This is a genomic window from Celeribacter sp. (assembly GCF_048266405.1).
Taxonomy (GTDB): Bacteria; Pseudomonadota; Alphaproteobacteria; order Rhodobacterales; family Rhodobacteraceae; genus Celeribacter.
In genome coordinates, this window is record NZ_JBLWZO010000001.1 from 178,879 (window position 1) to 201,290 (window position 22,412).

The following is a 22,412-nucleotide window of genomic DNA, read 5'->3' on the forward strand; positions in this document are numbered from 1 at the left end:
CGACGCTCGGGCGTGCTGTGAGGTGCTTAGATTAGCGATCCCATGTGTTGGGTCGCAAGTGCGTAGCCATTCACCCCAAAGCCCGCCATGACCGCATCGGCGCGCATGGAGATGTATGAGTGATGACGAAAGGCTTCGCGTTTGTGGACTTGACTGATGTGCAGCTCGATAACAGGCCCCTCAAAGGTGTTGAGCGCATCCAGAACGGCCACAGACGTGTGTGTATACGCCCCTGCATTGAGAATGATCCCCGCTGCGTTTTCGCGGGCATCATGGATGAAATCGACCAAACCGCCCTCATAGTTGGACTGCAACATCTTGACCGCAAACCCGCCAGAGGTCGCGACCTCGGCGCACATGCGCTCCACATCCTCAAGCGTATCATGGCCGTAAATCTCCGGCTGGCGTTTGCCGAGCAAATTCAGGTTCGGGCCGTTTATGATGTAGACGGTCTTGGTCATCTCAATGTCCTTTTCATATAGCAGAGCGCGTCGGAATTACCGCGAGCTATGCACCGCAACAGGTGCCTTACAAGTGATATGCCCGATTAAGGGAAGTGACGCTAGGGGGTGCTGCGCCGCTCGCCTTAGCTGATGATCTCGAACTTGTTCACATCGACCATGCCACGATCGGTGATTTTGAGCGCGGGGATCACGGGCAGCGCCAGAAACGCCAGTTGCAAAAACGGCTCTTCGAGGGTGACGCCCAAGGTGCGTGCTGCCGCGCGTAGCTCAATCAGTTGCGCATGGACCTGCTCGAACGGCTCAAGGCTCATCAACCCCGCCACGGGCAGAGCCAGTTCGGCCAAAACCTTGCCCTGATGCACGACGACAAAACCGCCCTCGATCTCGCCCAAGCGGTTCGCGGCCAGAGCCATGTCGTCGTAGTCGACACCGACACAAGCGATGTTGTGGTGGTCGTGGCAAACGGTGGAGGCTATCGCCCCTGCCTGCATCCCGAACCCTTTGACAAAGCCGCTTGCGATATTGCCGTTCTTGCCATGCCGCTCGATCACGGTGATCCGTGTGAGATCGCGGGCAGGATCGGGGCGCTTGTCACCGTCAACGATAGGCACTGTTTCAGTCAGGTGCGCGGTGATGATCTTGCCCTCGATGATGCCGATCACATCGGTCTGCTCGCGGTTGCCACCCGTGCGAAAACTGTCGGCTTTAACCCGTGGGGCCTGAACCGAATTGCGCGCCACAGGGGGCAGGATGTCCCGCGCGGCAAAGGCTGCATCGGTCACTTCAACGCCGCCCGCAAACACCATCGACGCATTGCAGCCTTCCAAGCTGTCAATCACCACAATATCCGCGCGTTTTGAGGGGGCAATCATCCCCCGATCTTTGAGGCCAAAGGCCTCCGCCCCCGACAGGGACGCGGCGCGGTAGACAGCCAGAGGTGGACAGCCAAGCGCAATCAATTCACGGATCATGTGATCGAGATGCCCCGCCTCGGCGATATCGAGCGGATTACGGTCGTCCGTACAAAGGCACATGTAGGCCGAGGTCAAATGAGTCAACAGCGGATGCAGCGCGTGCAGGTCTTTGGACACCGACCCCTCACGGATCAACACCCGCATCCCCTTGCGCAGCTTTTCACGGGCTTCTTCAACCGTGGTGGCCTCATGTTCGGTGCGGATGCCTGCGGCGATATAGGCGTTGAGATCACGGCCCGAGAGTTGCGGACAATGCCCGTCGATATGGGCGTCCTCGAACAGGCGCAGTTTCTTCATCGCCTCTGGGTCGCGGTGGATCACGCCCGGATAGTTCATAAATTCGGCCAGACCGATGGCAGACGGATGGCCCATCACCTGCGCCAGATCATCGGCCAAAAGCTCCGCCCCTGCGGTCTCCATATGGGTGGAGGGCACGCAGCTTGAGAGCTGCACACGAATGTCCAACAAGGTGCGCTCCGATGCCGCTTGGAAGTAGCGGATACCATCGAGGCCGATCACATTTGCGATCTCGTGGGGATCACAAATCGCCGTCGTCACCCCGCGCGGCGTCACGCAGCGGTCGAATTCAAACGGCGTGACAAGCGAGCTTTCGATATGCAAATGCGTATCAATGAACCCTGGCACAAGGATTTGTCCCGACACATCAATCTCACGCTTACCCGTGTAGGTGTCAAACACCCCCGCAATACGGTCCCCGCATATCGCCACATCTCCCGTGAGCAACTCCCCTGTCATCAGATCAAAAATACGTCCTCCTTTGAGAACAATATCTGCGGGGGCATCGCCACGGGCTTGGGCAATTCGGGTTTCCAGATCGCTCATATTTGGGCCTCTTTCATGGTCACATCAGGGGCCGCGTGGAGTTAGCTCGCGTTTGGCAATTCCACATGCGGTACAATTTCGTGCGCACACGATAGCAGGTTCACCGCTGCTGCCAATTCCCGATGCGGCAAAAGCCACACCACCCTAGACCCATGAGCGACGTCAAACATCACCCGTTTGGAGGCATTCATCGCATCTGCCATCTCGAACCGTTCGGCATCACGGCGCGCCAATTCGAGCAACGTATTGTCGCCGCGCCGATGGATCACCACATCGGCCTCTTGCAGGCGTTGCACCGCACGCAATGTCATCAGGTCGGCCATACGTGACGTATAGGGCACGAGGCTCAACAGCCCCTCCTCGTCTCCCTCAGGCGAGCCATGCTGACCAATGGCCTTGCCGATCAGTTCCGCCGCCTCTTGTTCACGGCCCGTTACAAACAACTGACGCGGCGCTCCCGCAAAGACCCAACGCCAAAACGCGCGGCGCTGTTCCTTGGGCACCAATTGCGCCACCGAAGGACGCAACCCGCCCGCAAGCCGCACAAGCCGCCCCAAGTCGGGCTCCAGAATTTGTTCGATCCGCGTTTTCAACTGACGGCCCAGAATGGGCGCTGCCCCTTCGGTGCCGATAGCCACGACAAGCGGGCTTCGGTCGACAATGGACGGCGTATTGGCCTCACACAAATGCGGCTGATCCACCACATTGACCAAGGCCCGCGCCTGCCGCACCAACGGATGCAGGCTGGCATCAATCCCGGGGCACCCCGTGGCGAGGAAAACAAGAGCCGCACCCTCAAAGCTGGCAACACTCAGCGGCTCGTCGGCATGGATCACCTCTTCAAAAGCAACCAGATTGCGCAACTCGCGACACAACTCGGGAGCGTGAACCGTCACCCGCGCACCCGTTTTGCGCAGCAGCCGCACCTTTTGCGCTGCTGTCTCCCCCCCGCCCACGACGATCACATCGCGGTCGGCCATTCGTAGAAACATCGGGAAAAAGTTCATTGGTCGCCTTGAATCAGGTGTCTCGGCCAAAATCGGTACCGTCTGGCTTAAACTTGACTTTGAGGCACCCCATTACAAGAGGAAGACGCGGAAAAGGTCATTAATTTCAAATTGAGTGTGGCGAAACGCACAGCGTTTCACCGTAGCGCGTCAGCGCAGAAAACCGACCTTGAGAATTAGTGGCTTAGATCAGTGCCTTGGCCACCATCGCACGGGCACCATCGCGCACCAGCCCCTCATAGGCCCGTGTCACATTCGCGACGAAGGCGGCATTCGAGGTCAACGCAGCGGGAAACACTTCCGTCACGGACAACAAATTGGCAACTGTCTCGGCGGCTGTCTGCCCCGCGTCCGACAGTGATTTGAGGCGGTCGGCAAGCGGATCACGCACGTCAATCGCACCGCCCGTCTCATCCACACCACCGACATAGCGCATCCATGCGGCGACGGCGAGCGTGAGCCCTGTCATGGGGCGTCCTGCGGCAAGCCCCTCGGCCAGTTGCGTCAGGATGCGTTGCGGCATTTTTTGTGAGCCATCCATTGCAATCTGCCACGTCAAATGACGGATCGCGGGATTTTGATAGCGGGCCAAAAGCGCATCGGCATAGGCCGACAGATCGACGCCCTCGGGCGGGGTCAATCCCGGGATAATCTCATCGCGCCACAACTGTGAGACAAAGGCAGCATAGTCAGGATCGGCCACGGTCTCGGAAATGGTGTCCATCCCCCCGAGATACCCCAGATAGGCAAGCGTGGAATGCGTCCCGTTGAGGCAGCGCAGTTTCATCTCCTCATAAGGCGTCACGTTCTCGACCAGTTCGACACCGACCGCGCCAAGATCAGGACGGACGCCATCAACAAAATCATCCTCGACCACCCATTGACGGAAAGGCTCCATCATCACGGGAGAGGCATCATAAGCGCCGATCTCTTCCCCCAGAGCAGCAATATCCTCGGGCTTGGTCGCGGGAACAATACGATCAACCATCGTGGCGGGGAAACGGCATTCGGCGGCGATCCAATCGCGCAGGCTCTCGTCAATAAGCCCCGCCAGTTCCAACACAACGCCACGCACCACACGACCGTTCTCGGGCAGGTTATCACAGGTCAGCACTGTGAACGGGCGCAGCCCCGCCGCGCGGCGCATTTGCAAGGCCCGCACAAGAAACCCGAGCGCGGAGGCAGGATGACGCGGCTCCGCGAGGTCTTGCGCAATATCGGGGTGTGCTTGGTTCAAACGGCCCGTCGATGGCTCGTGGCAATAGCCCTTTTCGGTCACGGTCAGGGTAATGATTTTGGTTGTCTCTGCGGCCATCACCGCCAAAACCGCTTCTGGATCTTCAGGCGCGACAAGCACGTCTTGGACGACCTCGACATGGTGGGGAATACGTCCAGTCGGAGCCAATTCGAGCGCAGTATAGGCGCAGTCTTGTGGCTTGAGCCGCTCGGCCTGTGTCGGGCTTTTGAGCGACACACCAACAATGCCCCAATCACCGCCCGATTTTTCCATAGCCTCCGCGATATAGATCGCACCATGCGCACGGTAAAACGCACCAAGGCCCAAATGAACCACGCCCACGGCGGGTTTGGGCGCATTGGAGCGGGTTAGACGGGGCAAAGAGGTGACATCAGTCATGGAAACGGCCTTTCAGAGACAGGACGCGCCCGCAGACACGGGCGGACGCGTTAGAGAGCTTTACGACATAATGCGTTAGCGGGCGAGCCAACCGCCATCGACGTTGAGCACGGCACCTGTGACGTATTTGGCGGCTTTGGAACACAAGTAAGCGGCGGTGCCACCGATGTCTTCAGGATCGCCCCAACGACCCGCAGGAATGCGCTCCAATATCGCCTTGTTGCGATCAGCATCGGCGCGCAGGGCCTCGGTGTTATTGGTGGCAATATAGCCCGGAGCAATGGCGTTGACGGTGATCCCCTTCGCCGCCCATTCGTTCGCAAGAATTTTCGTAATCCCTGCCACGGCATGTTTGGAGGCCGTATAGGCAGGCACACGAATGCCGCCTTGGAACGACAAGAGCGAGGCGATATTGACCACCGCACCACCTTTGCCCTGTGCGATCAATTCGCGCCCAAAGGCCTGACAGGTAAAGAACAGCGCCTTTTGGTTCACGTCGATTACCGCGTCCCAATCTTCCTCGCTATAGTCCACACTATCGGCGCGACGGATGATGCCTGCATTATTCACAAGGATGTCGATCCCTGCCCCTTTGAACACATCTTTGGCCGCCATCGGATCAGCGAAATCAAGCAACAGGCTTTCACCCGACCCGCCCGCAGCTTCAATCGTTGCAACTGTGTCGTCACAGGCACGGCGGCCTGCACAAATCACATGCGCGCCTTGACCCGCGAGGGTGACGGCGATGGCCTGACCGATGCCTGTATTGGCACCGGTGACGAGCGCCTTGCGCCCTTTGAGGGAAAACAGATCAGACATCATTGCCCCCTTAGCGCAGTTCAGCAGGTTGGACGAAATCCATGTCGGTGTAGTCGACATTGTCGCCCGCCATCGCCCAGATGAAGGTGTATTTTCCGATGCCTGCGCCCGAGTGGATCGACCATGTCGGTGACACGATGGCTTCCTCGTTGGCGACGAACATGTGGCGGGTTTCCTGTGGCTCGCCCATCAGGTGCAACACACGGCTTTCCTCGTCCATTCCCCAATAGAGGTAGGCCTCCATGCGGCGGTCGTGGACGTGCGCGGGCATGGTGTTCCAAACGGAGCCGTCCTCAAGCGAGGTGTAGCCCAGAACCAACTGACAGCTTTGCATGACGAGCGGATGAATGAACATCTTGATCGTGCGCTTGTTGGACGTCGCAGCCTCGCCCATCGTCACTTGGTTGGATTGCTCTACCGTCACGAGGCGGCTCTCATATGTGTGATGCGCGGGGCACGATGTGATGTAAAACCGTCCGTCGCCTTTGAAGGTCACAGCGCCCGTGCCCATGCCGAGGTACAACACATCGCCCTGCTCCATGTTGTAGACTACGCCATCCGCCTCAACCGTGCCGGAACCACCGATATTGACGACACCCATTTCGCGACGCTCAAGGAAGGTTTCGGTACGGGTCTCTGCGACTTTGTCGAGGGTCAGCGCACCACCTGCGGGCACAGCGCCACCGACAGTAAAGCGGTCATAGTGGGTGTAGACGAGATTGATCTCGCCGTCTTTGAACATGCTCTCACACAGAAAGTTGTCGCGCAGGGCTTGGGTATCCATGCCTTTAGCGTGGTCGGGATGGATGGCGTGGCGGGTTTCAACATTGAGGATCGTCATGAGATCAACCTTTCGGGAGTGCAATTATAGGAAATCGTCGCGGCGCGGCGTGAATGAGTCTACTAGTATCCCAGTTTCAAGGCAGACACAACCATGCTCGGCGCCTGACGGGATAACAAAGCTGTCCCCCTCCTTCACTTCAAAGGACTCGCCATCGATGGTGAACACGAAACGTCCGCTTTTGACAAAAGTGGATTGAACATGCGGATGCGAATGCAAGCTCCCTTCTCCATCGCGCTCAAATCCGAAGGCAACGACCATAAGGCTTTCATTCTCTGAAAGCACCTGACGGGTAACTTTTTCATCCACTTGCACGAGTGGGAATGATTTCACATGGCTCATGTGACGGACTCCTTAATGAAATTGCGCAGGCAGCCAAAGCGACAGCGCAGGAATGTAAGTGACGAGAAGAAGTGTGACCACAGCCGCGAAATAGAACGGCCAGATCGACCGAATGGCGGTCCAGACGGGGATATTGCCCACCGCACAGCCCACGAACAACACCGCCCCCACTGGCGGCGTACACAGGCCGATCCCGAGGTTGAGGATCATCACGATGCCGAACTGGACAGGATCGATACCAAAGGCCGTCGCCACGGGCAAAAAGATCGGTGTGGTGATGACGATCAGCGGCGACATGTCCATAAAGGTGCCCAAGAACAACAGCATCACGTTGATCAACAAGAGGATCACAATCGGGTTCTCGGACACCGTCTGCATAAAGGCAACAAGAGAGGCAGGCACTTTGAGATAGGCCAAGAGCCAACCGAAGGCCGCCGCACAACCAATCACCAAAAGCACCATCGCCGTGGTCCGCACCGCGCCTTTGACGGCGAGAACGAACTCGGAGAAAGACAGCGAGCGGTAGACAAAGAAGGTCACAGCCATCGCATAGACAACCGCGATACAGGAACTTTCCGACGCCGTGAAAATGCCCGAGCGCACACCGCCGAAAATAATCGCGACAAGGATCAGGCCAGGCAAAGCAGAGACCAACATCGTCAGGATCATCCGCCCACCGGGGAAGGCCTCAAGCGGATAGCCGCGCCGTTTCGCGACGAGCCATGCGGCAAACATCAACGAGAGCGCAAGGATCAAACCCGGAATGATGCCCGCAGTAAACAAATCCGCGATGGAGATTTTACCACCCGCGGAGATCGAATAGATAATCAGGTTGTGTGAGGGCGGCAGCATCAGCGCAATTATGGAGGAAACAACGGTGATATTTACTGCATAATCAGCATCATATCCGCGCTCCTTCATCTGCGGAACCATCAGCCCCCCAATGGCCGAGGCATCAGCAGCCGCCGAACCGGAGATCCCGCCAAACAGGACAGAGGCGAGGATATTAACCTGCCCCAAACCGCCGCGAAAGTGCCCCACGGCCGAGCCCGCAAGCGCCACCAGACGCCGCGCGATATCGCCGCGCACCATCAATTCGCCCGCAAAGATAAAGAACGGAATGGCCATCAAGGCAAAGACAGACACCCCTGAATTGAGACGCTGGAACACCACCACAGGCGGCAAACCGAGGTACAAAACGGTGGCAAAGGACGACACCCCAAGGCAGAACGCGACAGGCGTGCCGATAAGAAGCAAAAAGGTAAAGGTGCCAAACAACACCCAAAGTGCATGGTCGGGGCCGATTAGGGCTGCAATGTCGAACATCAACGATCTTCCTCAGGCAATTCAGTTTCGCCAAAGCGCGCGGTCACCATACCGGCTGCACGGCGTGCAATACGTTCGATCGAGAACAGAACCATAAGAACCCCGCCCGTGATCAGAGAGAAAAAGGAGGCCGCACCCGTAATCCCGATATTGGGGATCGTTGAGGGCCATGTCTTTTCGGCCAATTGCCATCCGTAAAAAATCATGCCGATACCAAAGGCAACGATGACCAAATCGGAGACCGTGTGCAGCACGTTTTTAACCCGCGCGGGCAAGACGTAGAGCAACACATCAAACGAAAGGTGATACCCCTCACGAATGCCGACAGCGGCCCCAAGGAAGATAAACCATCCCATGATGATCACGGCCCAGCTTTCGGTCCATGTCGGCGTATTGTTGAGCACAAAGCGCCCCAACACCTGATAGGCGATAAAGGCCGTCATCAGAACCAGACCTATGCCTGAAACCCACAACGCAATACGCGCAACCACCGCCATCAATCGCGCGACTTTTTTCATAAATATCTGCATCTTCACCCCGTTCTTCCCTGCGTGAGGGAGGACGGGACGCCCCCGTGAGGAGCGTCCCGCATGATAGTAATGGAGCCTCGCAGAAATGGAGGATACGAGGCTCCGCACCCGAAGGGATCGGGCACTTTAAGCGTGTCGTTAAAACGCGCTTATTCGGTTGCTTGAATCCGTGTAACGAGGTCTTTGAGTTTGTCGGTGGTGACATACTTCTCATAGACAGGAACCATTGCTTCGATGAACGGTGTCTTGTCGATATCGGTAATGATCTCGACGCCCGCTTCGCGCACCTTGGCTTCCGAGGCTTTCTCGCGCTCGGCCCACAGATCGCGCATTACGGGAACAGACGCACGTGCGGCCTCGCGAACGGCCTGTTGCTCTTCGGCGGACAGTTTGTCGTAAGAGGCTTTCGACATCACGAGGACTTCGGGCACGATAAGGTGCTGATCGAGCGTGTAATAGCCTGCAACCTCATAGTGGCCCGAGGACTCAAAAGATGGCCAGTTGTTCTCGGCCCCGTCGATCACACCCGTCTGGATTGAGGAGTAGACCTCGCCGTAGGGCATTGGCGTCGCATTGGCGCCAAGCGCGTCAACCATGTCGACAAAGAGGTCCGACTGCATCACGCGGAATTTCAGACCCGACAGGTCGTCCATCGAGGTGATCGGCTTCTGGCTGTTGTAGAAGGAACGCGAACCGCCATCGTAGAACGCCAGACCAACGAGGTCGTGGGCCTCGAATGCCGCAAGGATCTCTTCGCCAATCGGGCCATCCATGACCTTGTGCATGTGCTCAACCGAACGGAAAATGTAAGGCAGCGACGGAATTTTCGTCTCTTCGATGATGTTGTTGAATGGCCCAAGCGAAACGCGGTTGAGGTCAATCACACCGAACTGTGTCTGCTCAATAGTGTCTTTTTCTTCGCCAAGCTGCGCGGAGTGGAACACTTCAATGCACAGTTTGTTGTCCGTGGCCTTCGCAAGCTCTTCGCCCATATATTGCACGGCGGCAACGGTTGGATAACCGTCGGGGTGCGTATCGCTCGAGCGCAGCGTCACTTCGCAAGCAGATGCGGACAGAACTGTGCCTGCAAGGATCGCGGCGGCAGCAGTATAGGTTTTCAAGGTCGTCATAGTAGTCTCCTCCCTGAGACGTGTTTTGGTCAAAGTTTGTAAGCCTCTTTGACCAGTCTATACGTGAGGTCATGTGCGACCTCATGTGCCTCGCTTTCCCCCAATCGCCCTGTGGCAACAAGTTCAGCGAGGTATCCGGCATCCACACGCCGCGCCACATCGTGACGGGCGGGGATTGAACAGAATGCGCGAGTGTCATCGTTAAAGCCCACAGTGTTATAAAACCCTGCGGTTTCGGTGGTATTTTCACGGAACCTACGCATGCCTTCGTAGCTGTCGAAGAACCACCAAGGTGGGCCGAGGCGCAGCGCAGGATAGACCCCTGCGAGTGGCGCCAATTCGCGGCTTTGCGTGGTCTCGTCCAACATGAACAGAATAACGCGCAGGTCTTTTTCCATACCAACCGCGCCAAGCAACGGTTTGAGATTGTTAACGAACTCGGTCTGGGACGGAACATCAAACCCCTTGTCGCGCCCGAAGATATTCAACATCGGATCACTGTGGTTCCGATGCGCCCCCGCATGGATTTGCAATGTGAGACCGTCATCAAGCGACATCTTCGCCATCTCGGTGAGCATCTGTCCACGGAAGGCCTCATGCTGCTCGGCGCTGCCCTTGCCCGACAACACCGTCTGGAACAATTCGGCGGCCTGTGTGGGATCGAGGTTCTCGGTCCGCGCGGTCGGGTGGCCGTGATCCGAGGCCGTCACGCGACCATGCTCGATGAAATAGGCGCGACGCGCGCGATGAGCATTCAGATAGCCCGTCCACGACGCAGTGTCCTCACCCGTCAATTCGCCCAACTTCATCACGTTGTCGGCAAACCCTGCGAAATCGGGATCGACCACATCGTCGGGGCGGTAGGCAGAAATCACTTTGCCGTCCCAATCGCCCTCCGCGATCATGCGATGGTATTTAAGGTCGTCGAGCGCCATTTCGGTGGTCGAGATTGCCTCGATATTAAACCGCTCGAACAAAGCGCGCGGCCGAAAGGCGTCGCTCTTGAGACAGGTCTCGATGTGGTCGTAATACTCACCTGCCGTATCGGGCCCGAAAGGAATGTCAAACCCGAATACCTCTTGGAACGCATGGGTCAGCCACATGTTAGAGGGCGTACCGCGCAACAGGTAAAAGTTCTCCGCAAAGACCTGCCAGATTTTGCGCGGGTCTTGTTCGGTCGGACCACCATCCACACGAGGCACCCCGAGCGAGGTTAGATCTACGCCCTGCGAACAGAACATCCGGAACACATAGTGATCAGGCGTGACAAACAGCTTCGCAGGATCGGGAAACGGCTCATTTAGGGCAAACCAGCGTGGATCAGTATGACCATGTGGGGAAATAATCGGGAGATCCTCGATCCCCGCATAAATATCACGCGCAAGGTCGCGCACCTTTCCATCGACTGGAAACAGGCGATCTTCATCAAGCAGCGCCATTCGCTCTCCCCCTCGTCAGCAACGTTTACGTCACTGGTTTTGCAGCGTCGTGATCGCATTGAGTGTGCGATTCTTACGACCATATTTGTACCTACTAAACTAATATGCTAGTTTACAACACCAGTCAACGCACCGCTGACTTTGTGCAGATGACATTGCCTTTCACCTACGAAACAGCGCATAAGACACCTGAGGGAAAGACGGAGATGCACATATGGCCAATGATGCCAGACAAAAAGCAACGAGCAGCGCACAGGCAAACGCAAGGGTGCAATTGACCGCAATTGACCAAGCCCGCGTGCCCTCCGTAACGGATATGGTCTATGACGCGCTCTATCACCGCATCGTGGAATTGCAGTTGCGCCCCGGAACCAAGATGTCGGAGGCCGAGGTAGCAAGCCAATTGGGCGTGTCACGCCAACCCGTGCGCGATGCCTTTTACCGCCTGTCACAACAAGGCTTTCTCCTCATCCGCCCGCAACGCGCGACCACTGTCACCCCCATCTCGGTCAGTGCGGTCCATGAAGCCCGCTTCATCCGCACCGCCCTTGAGATGGAAACCCTCCGCGCCGCGATGATGAACATGACCGATGCTGGCATCGCACGTCTTGAGGCCAATATGGCCGCCCAGAAAGCAGCAATCGCCAATGACGACCGCACCGAGTTCCACGAGCTCGACGATGCACTCCATGAAATCCTGTGCGAGATTGCGGGCCACCCGAAGGTCTGGGCGATTATCAAAGACAACAAGGCCCATATGGACCGAGTGCGCTACCTCTCCTTGGGCAAAGGCTCGCAACAGGCCTATGACGACCACTGCGCGATCATGGAAACGGTTAAGGCCGGTGATCTCGACGCAGCTTCGACCCAAATGCGCTTTCACCTAGAACGCATTGGACATATCATTGAGGACATCCGCGCCGAACATGGCGAATTTTTTGAACAAGAGGACCAACGTGGCGCATAAAAAGCTCTTAACCATCGGTGAATGCATGGTGGAAATGGCCCCCGACGGGGCTGGAAAATATGACATGAACTTTGCAGGCGATACGCTCAACACCGCGTGGTATGCGCGTCGGTGCCTCGCAGGGGATCTCAGCTATCACGTTGGTTATCTGACCTGCACGGGGGCGGATGCCGTCTCCGACCGCATGGTCTCGTTCCTCGAAAGCTCAGGAATCGAAACCGATCACATTGCCCGCATTCCGGATCGCACCGTCGGGCTTTACATGATCCAACTCGACAACGGCGAGCGAAGCTTTGCCTATTGGCGCGACACCTCGGCGGCGAAGCTCTTGGCGGCCGACCCTGCCCGTCTGGACGCAGCCTTTGATGGCGAAAGCATCCTGTTGTTCTCGGGCATTACACTTGCGATCCTGTCGCCCGAACACCGCCAGAACCTGATCGACGCCCTGTCGCGCTCCCGCGAAAAAGGGGCGGAAGTGGTGTTCGACACCAACATCCGTCCACGCCTTTGGGAAAACCCCGAAGCCACCAAAGAGTGGTTGTCGAAAGCGGCGGCGATTGCCGATATCATGCTCCCTTCCTTTGACGAGGAAGAGGTCATGTTCGGGGACAAAAGACCCGCCGACACCGCGCTGCGCTACCGCAACCTTGGCGCCCATACGGTGATCGTCAAAAACGGTGCGGACGAACTCTACGCATGGTCCAAGGGCGAAGGTGGCTTTACGCTACACCCCGAACCCGTCCAACCCGTGGACAGCACAGCCGCGGGCGACAGCTTCAACGCAGGCTTCCTGACCGCCCGCATGCAGGGTGCAAACCTCACCGATGCGCTGCGCTCTGGCATGGCGCTTTCGGCTCAGGTGGTGTTGCACCGCGGGGCTTTGGTCAAACTCTAAGCCACTGATCATTTACAGACACAAAAAGGGCGGGGTTGATCCCCGCCCTTTCCTATTTGTGTTCTTATAGAACAGCTTACATGTAAGAGTTCACAAGGTTCTCCAAGCGCTCTTGGCGACCCGAGCGTGGCTCCGGATTGATATCCTCGGCCAAAACGCGAGCCTGAATGCTCTCAAGATCGCTTTCAAGCATGGCTTTCGATGTGGCGCTATCCCAATCGGCATAACGCGCATCGCGAGCCGCTTCCAGCTTGCCATCCTCAAGCATTGCTGCCGCTGCCTTGAGGCCGCGCGCACAGACGTCCATGCCGCCAACGTGGGACAGGATGAGGTCTTCGGCGTCGAGCGACTGACGACGGATACGACTGTCGAAGTTGGTGCCCCCTTTGGTGAAGCCCCCTGCGCGCAGCACTTCGTAATAGGCCAAGGCCACCTCTGGCACGTTGTTCGGGAACTGATCGGTGTCCCAGCCAGATTGGTAATCGTTACGGTTCATGTCGATGGACCCAAGCATACCCAAGGACCGTGCCACGGCCAGTTCGTGCTCGAACGAGTGACCAGCAAGGATCGCGTGGCCTTGCTCAAGGTTCAGTTTGACTTCGTTTTCAAGGCCGTAGCGCTTGAGGAAACCGTAAACCGTTGCTGCATCATAATCATACTGGTGCTTGGACGGTTCTTGTGGCTTTGGCTCGATCAAAATCTGACCGTCCCACCCCATCTTGTGCTTGTAGTTCACGACCATTTCCAACATCCGCGCGGCGTGGTCGGCCTCTTTGTTCAGATCGGTGTTGAGAAGGGTCTCATAGCCCTCACGACCGCCCCAAAGCACATAGTTCGACCCGCCGAGTTTAATCGTCGCATCCATGCAGGATTTGATCGTTGCCGCTGAATAAGCGAACACATCGGGATCAGGGTTGGTCGCAGCACCCGCCATGAAACGACGGTGGGTAAACAGGTTGGCTGTGCCCCACAGAAGTTTGGTCTTGGAGCTTTCCATTTTCAGCGCGAAATAGTCCACGATCTCTTCGAGATTACGGGTGCTTTCGGCAAAATTGGCCCCTTCGGGACGTACATCCAGATCGTGGAAGGCAAAGAACGGCGCTTGCAAGATATCGTACATCTCAAAGGCCACATCGGCTTTCAGCTTGGCATTCTCCATGCCGCCATCGAACCACGGACGATCAAATGTGCGCCCGCCGAACGGATCACCGCCCTCATAGGCGAACGAGTGCCAATAGGCGATGGAGAAGCGCAGATGGTCCTCCATGCGCTTGCCCATGATCACTTCGTCAGGGTTGTAATGTTTGAATGCAAACTCGTTGTCGCTATCTGCGCCTTCGAATTTGATCTGCGGAATGCCTTTGAAGAAGTCTGTCATGTCAGTCCCTTAATCGCGTTTTGTGCTGATTTGTAACGGTCGAACCCATCCGCAAACGCCTGTGTGAGCGCCGCATTTGGGTCGATGGTTTTCTCGATAGTCGGTGCCGTGGCCAAGTCTGCCCCGCCCCCTGTGGCCGCCATCTGGCCAAGCCGCGCCGCGCCGAACGCGCCGCCGAAATCTCCCGAGACAGGAAGATGCACGGGGCAATCCAGAGCGGTGGCAATTGCCTCCACCCAGTAGTCGGAATTGGACCCGCCACCCACTGCCAGAAGGTGATCGATTTTAGTGCCTGTCGCGGCCAGAGCATCGGCGCAATCCTTGATCGCGAAGGTCACGCCCTCAAGCACGGCACGGGTGCCCGCCGCCGTGTCGGTGGCATGTTCCAGACCGACGAAGGCCCCACGAATGCCCGCATCGTTGAGCGGGGTGCGTTCCCCCCCCAAATAGGGCATGAACCGCGTTTTTCCTGGCGATTGCAGCGCGCCGAGATCAGAGGTCAGCGCTGCTGCCCCCTGCCCCACGAACCGCCCGTACCAGTTGAGCGCGTCAGTCGCCGCGAGGATCACACCCATCTGGTGCCATGTGTCGGGAAGGCTGTGACAGAAGGTGTGAACCCCACGCCCCGCATCGGGCTGATAGCCGTCATTGGCGGCAAACAGCACGCCAGAGGTGCCAAGGCTGACAAAGGCCTGACCCGCCTTCACCACACCAACGCCAATGGCCGAGGCCGCGTTGTCGCCGCCGCCGCCCGCGATAACGCAGCTCATAGGGACGCCCCATTTGCTCGCCAGTTCCGCGCGCAAAGTGCCAGAGGTCTCCGAGCCTTCGACAAGGCGCGGCATGAACGAGCGGTCCATATCCGTCGCCGCCAACAGATCATCCGACCAATCGCGCTTGGCGGTGTCAAACCACGCCGTTCCCGCGCTATCGGACATCTCGCCCACGTAGTCGCCCGTCAGGAACAGACGCAAATAGTCTTTCGGCAACAAGACCTTGGCGACCTTCGCAAAGACCTCAGGCTCGTTGTTTTTGACCCACGCCAGTTTCGGAGCCGTGAACCCTGGAAAGACGATATTGCCCGTGATGTCGCGGAATTTCGGGTCCGCATCGAGGCTTGCGGCCTCGGCGTGTGACCGCGTGTCATTCCACAAAATACACGGACGCAGCACCTTGTCCGAGGCGTCCAAGAGCGTCGCGCCATGCATCTGGCCCGAAAGACCGATCCCCGCCACGCCCGACAAATCGGCCTTGGCGCCAAGCTCCGCCATCACCGCGTCACAAGCGTCAAGCCAGCTTTGCGGGCTTTGCTCGGACCATCCGTCATGAGGGCGTTCGTTGGTCAAAGGCGCATTGGCCTCGGCCACGATTGCCTGATCCTCAGACATCAAAATTCCCTTGAGACCCGATGTGCCGAGGTCCAATCCGATATACATCTTGCGTCCTTTTCTTTTCGACGGTTGGCACGTAATTCGGTGCCTGCATCAGGAACCGCGCACCAGAAAATGAGACCTGCACCCGCCTCAGAACCGGAGACGGATACAGGAAAGTTCATGCGCCCTAATAGGCCGCGTCGGGCTTTTTCCCCATGATGATCATGCCCAGAATGTCGTCATCCGTGACTTCGTCCACGTTGACCGTGCCGACCGATTGGCCGTTCTTCATCACCATCGCGCGGTCGCACAACTTCATCACGTTGTGGATGTCATGCTCGATCAGGAAAATCCCGAGCCCCTGACGTTTGAGTTCTTCAACCAGTTCAGCAACCATCTGGGTCTCATGGGGACCAAGCGCCGCTGTGGGCTCGTCCATGATGAGAATGCGAGCGTTGAAATAGACCGCACGGGCAATCGCCACAGATTGACGTTGTCCCCCTGACAGGGCCGACACAGGGTCGGAAAACTTTTTGAAGTTGGGGTTGAGACGGGCCATGATCGCCCGCGTCTCCGCCTCCATTGCACCCTCATCGACGAACCCCAACGGGGACACCAATTCGCGGCCCAAGAACAGGTTCGACGCAGCATCGAGGTTATCGGCCAGAGCAAGGGTCTGGTAGATGGTCTCGATATTGTATTTGCGCGCGTCACGGGTGTTGCGGATTTCGGCCTTGTCGCCGTTGATGAAAATCTCACCCGCATCCATGTGATAGGCACCCGACAGGCATTTAATCAATGTGGATTTACCCGCGCCGTTGTGACCCAGCAGGCCCACAACTTCGCCCGCGTGTAGATCAATAGAGACCTTATCCACGGCTTTGATCCCGCCAAACGAAATGGAGATGTCGCGCATTTCCACCAAAGGTGTTCCGGTGTTTGGGTTGCCACTCATGTTTTGATCCCCAGACGTTTACGGTAAATGATGTCGATCCAGACCGCGATCACAAGCACGCCGCCCACAACAATGTTTTGGAACGGAGCGTCCACCCCGACCATCGCCATGCCAGACTGCAAGGACTGCATGATCAAAGCGCCAAGGATAGCGCCGTGGATCGTGCCAATCCCGCCAGACAACGCCGTGCCGCCGATCACAGCCGCCGCAATCACCCGCAGCTCGTCGAGCGTGCCAATGTCATTGGTGTGGCTTTGCAAACGCGCTTGGGCGATGATGGCCGACAGACCACACAAGAACCCCATGAGCGCAAAGACCTTGACGGTCAGAAGGCGCGTATTGATGCCCGAAAGCTCCGACGCATCAGGATTGCCGCCCGTCGCAAAGATATAGCGCCCGAGGCGGGTTTTCTTGGCCACGACAGTGATCACGATAGCTGTCGCGATCAGGATCAGAACCGAAATCGGAAGGCCGTAGCCTTGGGTATACCCCTCAGGCATTTCTGTTCCGCTGGCTTCAAACATCCGGCGCAATTTGCCTTTTGGGATGTTGTAGGCGTTGAGCGTGGCGATAAAGCCCATGATCGCCCCTACGGCGATAACGCCGATGGACACTTCTGCCCAAACAGGTTTGACAGGAAACTCGTGGCGCTGCTTGTTGCGCCGCGCATTCCAGAGCGCGTAGATCGTGAACAGCGAGGCCAAGACACCCGCAATCCATGACCACGTCACGCCCAATGTCCCTTCGGCACCGCCGAAGACAAGGAAGGTTTGATCAAGTGGCGCTATGGTTTGACCATCGGTGAGATACCACCCGACGTTGCGCCAGACGAGCAAGCCGCCCAACGTCACGATAAAGGCGGGAATATTGTGGTAGCCCACAAGCCAGCCGTTCACCGCGCCGATCAGTGTCCCGACAACTAGGCCCGACAGCATCGCCAAAGGAGCAATCATCGGGTGCCCGATCTCAAGGCCGAAAACCTCGGGAAGCCAACGCGCTTGCACCATCGCCATAATAGCCGAACACAAGGCCAGAAGTGCGCCGACACTCAGGTCGATGTGGCGCATGACAATCACAAACACCATGCCCGTGGCCATAATCGCCACCGACACCGTTTGAATTGTCAGGTTAAAAATGTTGCGAGGCGTTAAAAACCGCCCCTCCGTGACAAAGTTGAAGGCAAGACAGAGCAATACAAATGCCCCGATCATCCCCAACAACCGCATGTCTAATTCAAGTTGCGCAATCAAGCCCTTCGAGCTTTTTGCGGCAGTGTTATCCTGCGCGGAATCCGCCATATTCATTCCCCATCGGGCGTGTTGCTCGCCCATCATTCTACTGGATCAGCCGTCAAGCGATCCATGCCCGCGCAACCCCCCGCGCCCTATTGGGTACGGGAGGTCACATTCGGTCTTTTCACCTCGACTGAGGTTTAAAGCGGCTTAGTTACAGGGTGCAGGACCGTCTTCAACGCCTTGGCACAGAGCCTCAACGGTGATCCAGCCTGCATCAGTCACAGTCGTCAGGTTGTCAGCTGTGACCGGGATTGGCGCGAGGAACTTGGCGTTCATCTCGATGCCACCAGGAGTGGTGAACTTAACTGCACCGTCGATTTCATCCATCGCAGTACCACCAGCGAGCGCCACAGCGATTTCAGCAGCGTTTTTGCCAAGCTCACGTGCGTCTTTCCATACGGAAACCGTCTGTGTACCTGCCGCAACACGGTTCAAAGCAGCGTGGTCGCCGTCTTGGCCCGATACGGGAATGCCCTGCATACCCTGTGCAGTGAGAGCCGCAACAACACCACCTGCGGTGCCGTCATTCGACGCAACGACAGCATCAACGTTGTTGTCGTTCTCGGTCAGGATCTGCTCCATGTTACGCTGCGCATTCGCAGGCAACCAACCGTCGGTGTAGGCTTCGCCAACGATTTTGATATCGCCTGCATCAATGGCGTCCTGAAGGATCTCTTGCTGACCGCCGCGCAGGAAGTCTGCGTTTGGATCGGTGGGCGAGCCTTTGATCATGACGTAGTTGCCGGAAGGCTGTGCTTCGAGAACGGCGCGGGCCTGCATACGGCCAACTTCGACGTTGTCGAAAGTGAGATAGAAGGCACGGTCGTCTTCGATCAGACGGTCATAAGCGACGACGGGGATGTCCTCGTCAACAGCCGCTTGAACAGCAGGAATAACCGCTTGGGTGTCTTGACCCAGAACGATCAGCGCATCGACGCCTTGAGCAATGAGGCTCTCGATGTCGGACAGCTGTTTTGCGGACGACGACTGTGCGTCTGCGGAGACGTAGCTTGCACCAGCAGCATCAAGAGCCGCTTTGATTGCGCCTTCGTCTGTTTTCCAACGCTCTTCTTGAAAGTTGGACCAGCTAACACCGACCGTGAGGTCAGCCGCATAGGCAGTGGATACGAGGCCAGAGGCCACGATGGTGGCTGCCATAAGCATGGATTTACGCATTATTTTCCTCCCAAAAAATATATAGCGTCCGACGACATGGCGTGCGGAATGCACGCACTCGACTCGCTATCGGACAGCGGCAAGATTGCACATTTAAATTTAGCTTCCAAATAAAATAATGCGATTTAGGTAACTTTTTTGCTAGATTTGCCACTCAACCCGTGACTTAATTGCCCAAAGGGAGGGTCGATCTTCGTTTTTGATCGACATTTAATTATCCGTATGAATTTTACAGAATGAACAGCGCAGACTTCAAATCCACGATTGCGGAGGGGGAGAACCAAGGGTGCGGGCCGTTGTTTCGCGCCCAGAACGCAACACCAAAGCCCCTAAAGCGTCAATTGCTGGAGGCCATTCGGGCCGCGGGGACAATTGCGCGGGTCGATATTGCCAAGCACCTCGATATCAGCCCCGCCACAGTCACCACATTGGCGACCGACCTCATAGACATGGGGCTGATCGCGGAAACAGAGATTGCGCGCAGCTCGTCAGATAGCACGCGCGGGCGACCCCGCGTGGGGCTAAAGATCAATGGCGCTGCTGCGGCCGTGATCGGCATCAAGATTTCGGATCGCGGCAACTCGGCTGTCCTGCTTGATCTGGCGGGCAAACGCATCGGTGCGACCACCCTGCCCGCTCCACCCGAACAGCGCAGCACAGAGGAAATCATCGAGGAAATCGAAAACCTCGTGGTGGCGACATTGGCCTCCGCAGGTCTGGACCGATCCCATCTCGCCACCGTTGCGCTCGGCATTCCGGGCATGGTTGATTTCGATGCGGGCCAAGTCATCTGGTGTCCCTTTCTGACTGAGCCAGACATTCCCCTGCGCGACCTGCTGCAACAACGACTGGGAATCCCCGTTCGCATCGACAATGACGCCAATCTCTTGGCGATGGCCGAACTGTGGTTCGGCGCGGGCCGTGCGCTCGACAACTTTGCCGTGGTGTCCATCGAGCATGGCGTCGGCATCGGCTATGTCCAAGGCCACACCCTGCAACGCGGAGGAGCGGGGCACGGGATGGAATTGGGCCACATGACCATCCAGATCAACGGCGCCCTGTGTCGCTGTGGTAAACGCGGCTGCCTTGAGGCCTATGTCGCCGACTATGCGCTTGTGCGCGAGGCCCACACCGCGCTCGCCCACCCCTTTGCCTCAACCACCTCGCCCACTGAAATGCTCGAAGACCTGTTTGGCCGCGCCAAAGACGGCAATGAAGCCGCCCGCGCAATCTTTTCGCGCGCAGGGCGCTATCTCGCCGTGGGACTGGCCAATGTTGTGACCATGTTTGACCCCGCCCTGATCTTGCTGTCGGGGGATCGTTTGCGCTACGACTACCTCTACGCGGAAGAGGTCTTGAGCGAGTATCGTGACCTCACGCAAAAACCGGGTCGTCCGTCAACACCTGTCGATATTCACGCGTGGGGCGATCTGATATGGGCACAGGGTGCGGGGGCATTGGCGCTCGACCATGCGACGGAGAGACTTCTGGGATGAGCCGAGCCACTTTTTTGACGTCGATCACGGCCTTTGGCTGTGCCATCGCCTCTGTCGCGCAGGCCGAAACCGCAATCACCTTTACCAACCGCTCCGATGCGCTCCCCGCCCATGCCTACACGGGCGGATGGGAGCATTTCGTCGGTGGCGGCGTCGCCGTGTTTGATTGCAATGCTGACGGCCTGCCCGATCTGTTCGCCGCAGGGGGCGACAGCCCCGCAAGCCTGATGATCAACCGCTCCGAGCGCGGCGGTGCGCTCACCTTCGAGGCGGGCGAGATCATGGAGATCACAGGCGTCACAGGCGCCTACCCCATCGACATAGACAGCGACGGGCAGCTTGATCTGGCGGTGATGCGCGTGGGCGCGAATATGCTGCTCAAGGGCGGGCCGAAGTGCAGCTTCGAGGATGCGAGCGCCGCTTGGGGCTTTGACGGCGGCGACAGATGGACCACCGCGTTCAGCGCCACTTGGGAGGCAGGCGCGGACCGTCCGACACTGTTCTTTGGCAATTACGTCAACCGCGATGACCCCGAAGGCCCGTTTGAGGCTTGTGATAGCAACGAGTTGCACCGCCCGACCGCGGAGGGATGGGAGAAATCCCTACTGGAGCCTGGGTTCTGCACCCTCTCGGCACTGATGTCGAAAGGCGCACATGGCGCGACCATGCTACGCCTGTCCAACGACCGACACTACTATGTGTCAGGAGGCTACGAGCAGCTATACGATCTCGCTTCGGATCGTTTTCTGACCGAGGAAGACGGATGGGAAAAGGTCTCTCTATGGGGCATGGGCATCGCAGAACGCGACATAAACGGCGACACCATCCCCGATGTGATGCTCACCTCAATGGGCGATCAACTGCTGCAATTCGGCAAACCCGACGGCACCTATGAGGCCGCGCCCTACGACATTGGCACCTATGCGCACCGTCCCCATGTGGGCGACGATGGCCGCGCCTCAACAGGGTGGCACGCGGAGTGGGGCGATGTGGACAATGACACCGACGCCGACCTGTTCATCGCCAAGGGCAACGTCGAGCAAATGCCCGGCAATGCGGCACGCGATCCTAACAACCTCCTGATCCAAGGCACCGATGGACGCTTTACCGAAGGCTCTATTGAAGCGGGTGTTGCGTCACTGGCCAAATCGCGCGGCGCAGGTCTGGCCGATCTCAACGCTGACGGTAAACTCGATCTCGTTGTGGTCAATCGCGGCGGACCAATGGAGCTGTATCAAAACACGACCCAAGACACGGGTAGCTACCTCGATGTCTCACTTTATCAAGAAGGATCGAACACCTTCGCAGTCGGCAGCGTCATCGAAGTTCTGACCAATCGCGGCCTACAGGTTCAAGAGAACACCATTGGCGGCGGTCATGTCTCAGGCAAATCGGCGCCTTTGCATTTCGGGTTAGGCTTGGCGGAAAAGGCGCAATTGCGTGTGATCTGGCCGGATGGCGAGGAAAGCGATTGGGTTGAAATCACCGCCCTCAACCGTTGGATCGAACTGACGCGGTAACGCACC

Annotated in this window: 20 protein-coding genes; 4 read left to right on the plus strand and 16 right to left on the minus strand. The window is 57.7% G+C overall.

Annotated features, from left to right (window positions below):
• Window positions 1–26 precede the first annotated feature (26 nt).
• From aroQ to uxaC, 11 genes are all read right to left on the minus strand, one after another.
• Window positions 27–461: a type II 3-dehydroquinate dehydratase gene (aroQ, locus tag ACN0TS_RS00965; protein WP_417257445.1), complete on the minus strand. Its 435-nt coding sequence runs from the start codon at window positions 459–461 to the stop codon at window positions 27–29.
• A gap of 125 nt (window positions 462–586) precedes the next feature.
• Complete coding sequence (gene ade, locus ACN0TS_RS00970; protein ID WP_417257446.1) at window positions 587–2,281, minus strand: adenine deaminase; 1,695 nt, start codon at window positions 2,279–2,281, stop codon at window positions 587–589.
• A gap of 41 nt (window positions 2,282–2,322) precedes the next feature.
• Window positions 2,323–3,288, minus strand: coding sequence for an NAD(P)-dependent oxidoreductase (locus ACN0TS_RS00975; protein ID WP_417257447.1), 966 nt, complete (start codon window positions 3,286–3,288; stop codon window positions 2,323–2,325).
• 184 nt (window positions 3,289–3,472) lie between these two features.
• Window positions 3,473–4,924 carry a mannitol dehydrogenase family protein gene (locus ACN0TS_RS00980; RefSeq protein ID WP_417257448.1) on the minus strand — a complete coding sequence of 484 codons (1,452 nt, stop codon included), beginning with the start codon at window positions 4,922–4,924 and terminating at the stop codon, window positions 3,473–3,475.
• A 75-nt stretch (window positions 4,925–4,999) separates the two neighbouring features.
• Window positions 5,000–5,743, minus strand: a complete 744-nt coding sequence (gene kduD, locus ACN0TS_RS00985; protein WP_417257449.1) for a 2-dehydro-3-deoxy-D-gluconate 5-dehydrogenase KduD — start codon at window positions 5,741–5,743, stop codon at window positions 5,000–5,002.
• A 10-nt stretch (window positions 5,744–5,753) separates the two neighbouring features.
• Complete coding sequence (kduI, locus tag ACN0TS_RS00990; protein WP_417258161.1) at window positions 5,754–6,578, minus strand: 5-dehydro-4-deoxy-D-glucuronate isomerase; 825 nt, start codon at window positions 6,576–6,578, stop codon at window positions 5,754–5,756.
• 30 nt (window positions 6,579–6,608) lie between these two features.
• Entirely contained in the window at window positions 6,609–6,926 is a 318-nt protein-coding gene (locus ACN0TS_RS00995) for a cupin domain-containing protein (RefSeq protein ID WP_417257450.1), read from the minus strand.
• A 12-nt stretch (window positions 6,927–6,938) separates the two neighbouring features.
• The gene (locus ACN0TS_RS01000; protein ID WP_417257451.1) at window positions 6,939–8,252 is read right to left on the minus strand and encodes a TRAP transporter large permease; all 1,314 of its coding nucleotides are present in this window, start codon (window positions 8,250–8,252) and stop codon (window positions 6,939–6,941) included.
• On the minus strand, window positions 8,252–8,770 hold the full coding sequence (locus ACN0TS_RS01005) for a TRAP transporter small permease (protein WP_417257452.1): 519 nt from the start codon (window positions 8,768–8,770) through the stop codon (window positions 8,252–8,254). Before ACN0TS_RS01005 ends, ACN0TS_RS01000 begins: the two co-directional genes overlap by 1 nt.
• A 161-nt stretch (window positions 8,771–8,931) precedes the next feature.
• Entirely contained in the window at window positions 8,932–9,912 is a 981-nt protein-coding gene (locus tag ACN0TS_RS01010) for a TRAP transporter substrate-binding protein (protein ID WP_417257453.1), read from the minus strand.
• A 29-nt stretch (window positions 9,913–9,941) separates the two neighbouring features.
• Window positions 9,942–11,351 (minus strand): glucuronate isomerase, encoded by a 1,410-nt coding sequence (gene uxaC, locus ACN0TS_RS01015; RefSeq protein WP_417257454.1) that lies wholly within the window; start codon window positions 11,349–11,351, stop codon window positions 9,942–9,944.
• 214 nt (window positions 11,352–11,565) lie between these two features.
• Between uxaC and ACN0TS_RS01020 the strand changes: the two genes are divergently transcribed.
• Entirely contained in the window at window positions 11,566–12,318 is a 753-nt protein-coding gene (locus tag ACN0TS_RS01020) for a GntR family transcriptional regulator (RefSeq protein WP_417257455.1), read from the plus strand.
• The gene (locus ACN0TS_RS01025; protein WP_417257456.1) at window positions 12,308–13,213 is read left to right on the plus strand and encodes a sugar kinase; all 906 of its coding nucleotides are present in this window, start codon (window positions 12,308–12,310) and stop codon (window positions 13,211–13,213) included. Before ACN0TS_RS01020 ends, ACN0TS_RS01025 begins: the two co-directional genes overlap by 11 nt.
• A 76-nt stretch (window positions 13,214–13,289) precedes the next feature.
• Here ACN0TS_RS01025 and xylA read toward each other — a convergent pair whose 3' ends face one another.
• The 5 genes from xylA to xylF form a co-directional block, all read right to left on the minus strand.
• Window positions 13,290–14,591, minus strand: coding sequence for a xylose isomerase (gene xylA, locus ACN0TS_RS01030; RefSeq protein WP_417257457.1), 1,302 nt, complete (start codon window positions 14,589–14,591; stop codon window positions 13,290–13,292).
• Window positions 14,588–16,027, minus strand: coding sequence for a xylulokinase (gene xylB, locus ACN0TS_RS01035; RefSeq protein ID WP_417257458.1), 1,440 nt, complete (start codon window positions 16,025–16,027; stop codon window positions 14,588–14,590). Before xylB ends, xylA begins: the two co-directional genes overlap by 4 nt.
• Window positions 16,028–16,151: 124 nt before the next feature.
• Entirely contained in the window at window positions 16,152–16,919 is a 768-nt protein-coding gene (locus tag ACN0TS_RS01040; protein WP_417257459.1) for an ATP-binding cassette domain-containing protein, read from the minus strand.
• On the minus strand, window positions 16,916–18,217 hold the full coding sequence (locus ACN0TS_RS01045; RefSeq protein ID WP_417257460.1) for a sugar ABC transporter permease: 1,302 nt from the start codon (window positions 18,215–18,217) through the stop codon (window positions 16,916–16,918). The genes ACN0TS_RS01040 and ACN0TS_RS01045 overlap by 4 nt, the downstream gene beginning before the upstream one ends.
• Window positions 18,218–18,361: 144 nt before the next feature.
• Window positions 18,362–19,390, minus strand: coding sequence for a D-xylose ABC transporter substrate-binding protein (gene xylF / locus ACN0TS_RS01050; protein ID WP_417257461.1), 1,029 nt, complete (start codon window positions 19,388–19,390; stop codon window positions 18,362–18,364).
• A 236-nt stretch (window positions 19,391–19,626) separates the two neighbouring features.
• Here xylF and ACN0TS_RS01055 point away from each other — a divergent pair, with 236 nt between their 5' ends.
• Window positions 19,627–20,886 carry an ROK family protein gene (locus tag ACN0TS_RS01055; RefSeq protein ID WP_417257462.1) on the plus strand — a complete coding sequence of 420 codons (1,260 nt, stop codon included), beginning with the start codon at window positions 19,627–19,629 and terminating at the stop codon, window positions 20,884–20,886.
• Window positions 20,883–22,406: a CRTAC1 family protein gene (locus tag ACN0TS_RS01060; RefSeq protein WP_417257463.1), complete on the plus strand. Its 1,524-nt coding sequence runs from the start codon at window positions 20,883–20,885 to the stop codon at window positions 22,404–22,406. Before ACN0TS_RS01055 ends, ACN0TS_RS01060 begins: the two co-directional genes overlap by 4 nt.
• The last annotated feature ends 6 nt before the right edge of the window (window positions 22,407–22,412 follow it).

What these genes read in the sequence shown, in the direction of transcription:
- xylA (WP_417257457.1), bottom strand. Translation starts at nt 14,591, where the DNA reads ATGACAGACTTCTTCAAAGGCATTCCGCAGATCAAATTCGAAGGCGCA.
- ACN0TS_RS00995 (WP_417257450.1), bottom strand. Translation starts at nt 6,926, where the DNA reads ATGAGCCATGTGAAATCATTCCCACTCGTGCAAGTGGATGAAAAAGTT.
- xylF (WP_417257461.1), bottom strand. Translation starts at nt 19,390, where the DNA reads ATGCGTAAATCCATGCTTATGGCAGCCACCATCGTGGCCTCTGGCCTC.
- ACN0TS_RS00975 (WP_417257447.1), bottom strand. Translation starts at nt 3,288, where the DNA reads ATGAACTTTTTCCCGATGTTTCTACGAATGGCCGACCGCGATGTGATC.
- ACN0TS_RS01045 (WP_417257460.1), bottom strand. Translation starts at nt 18,217, where the DNA reads ATGGCGGATTCCGCGCAGGATAACACTGCCGCAAAAAGCTCGAAGGGC.
- ACN0TS_RS01000 (WP_417257451.1), bottom strand. Translation starts at nt 8,252, where the DNA reads ATGTTCGACATTGCAGCCCTAATCGGCCCCGACCATGCACTTTGGGTG.
- ACN0TS_RS01010 (WP_417257453.1), bottom strand. Translation starts at nt 9,912, where the DNA reads ATGACGACCTTGAAAACCTATACTGCTGCCGCCGCGATCCTTGCAGGC.
- ACN0TS_RS01060 (WP_417257463.1), top strand. Translation starts at nt 20,883, where the DNA reads ATGAGCCGAGCCACTTTTTTGACGTCGATCACGGCCTTTGGCTGTGCC.
- aroQ (WP_417257445.1), bottom strand. Translation starts at nt 461, where the DNA reads ATGACCAAGACCGTCTACATCATAAACGGCCCGAACCTGAATTTGCTC.
- ACN0TS_RS01055 (WP_417257462.1), top strand. Translation starts at nt 19,627, where the DNA reads ATGAACAGCGCAGACTTCAAATCCACGATTGCGGAGGGGGAGAACCAA.
- ACN0TS_RS01020 (WP_417257455.1), top strand. Translation starts at nt 11,566, where the DNA reads ATGGCCAATGATGCCAGACAAAAAGCAACGAGCAGCGCACAGGCAAAC.
- kduD (WP_417257449.1), bottom strand. Translation starts at nt 5,743, where the DNA reads ATGTCTGATCTGTTTTCCCTCAAAGGGCGCAAGGCGCTCGTCACCGGT.
- ade (WP_417257446.1), bottom strand. Translation starts at nt 2,281, where the DNA reads ATGAGCGATCTGGAAACCCGAATTGCCCAAGCCCGTGGCGATGCCCCC.
- ACN0TS_RS01005 (WP_417257452.1), bottom strand. Translation starts at nt 8,770, where the DNA reads ATGAAAAAAGTCGCGCGATTGATGGCGGTGGTTGCGCGTATTGCGTTG.
- ACN0TS_RS00980 (WP_417257448.1), bottom strand. Translation starts at nt 4,924, where the DNA reads ATGACTGATGTCACCTCTTTGCCCCGTCTAACCCGCTCCAATGCGCCC.
- ACN0TS_RS01040 (WP_417257459.1), bottom strand. Translation starts at nt 16,919, where the DNA reads ATGAGTGGCAACCCAAACACCGGAACACCTTTGGTGGAAATGCGCGAC.
- uxaC (WP_417257454.1), bottom strand. Translation starts at nt 11,351, where the DNA reads ATGGCGCTGCTTGATGAAGATCGCCTGTTTCCAGTCGATGGAAAGGTG.
- xylB (WP_417257458.1), bottom strand. Translation starts at nt 16,027, where the DNA reads ATGTATATCGGATTGGACCTCGGCACATCGGGTCTCAAGGGAATTTTG.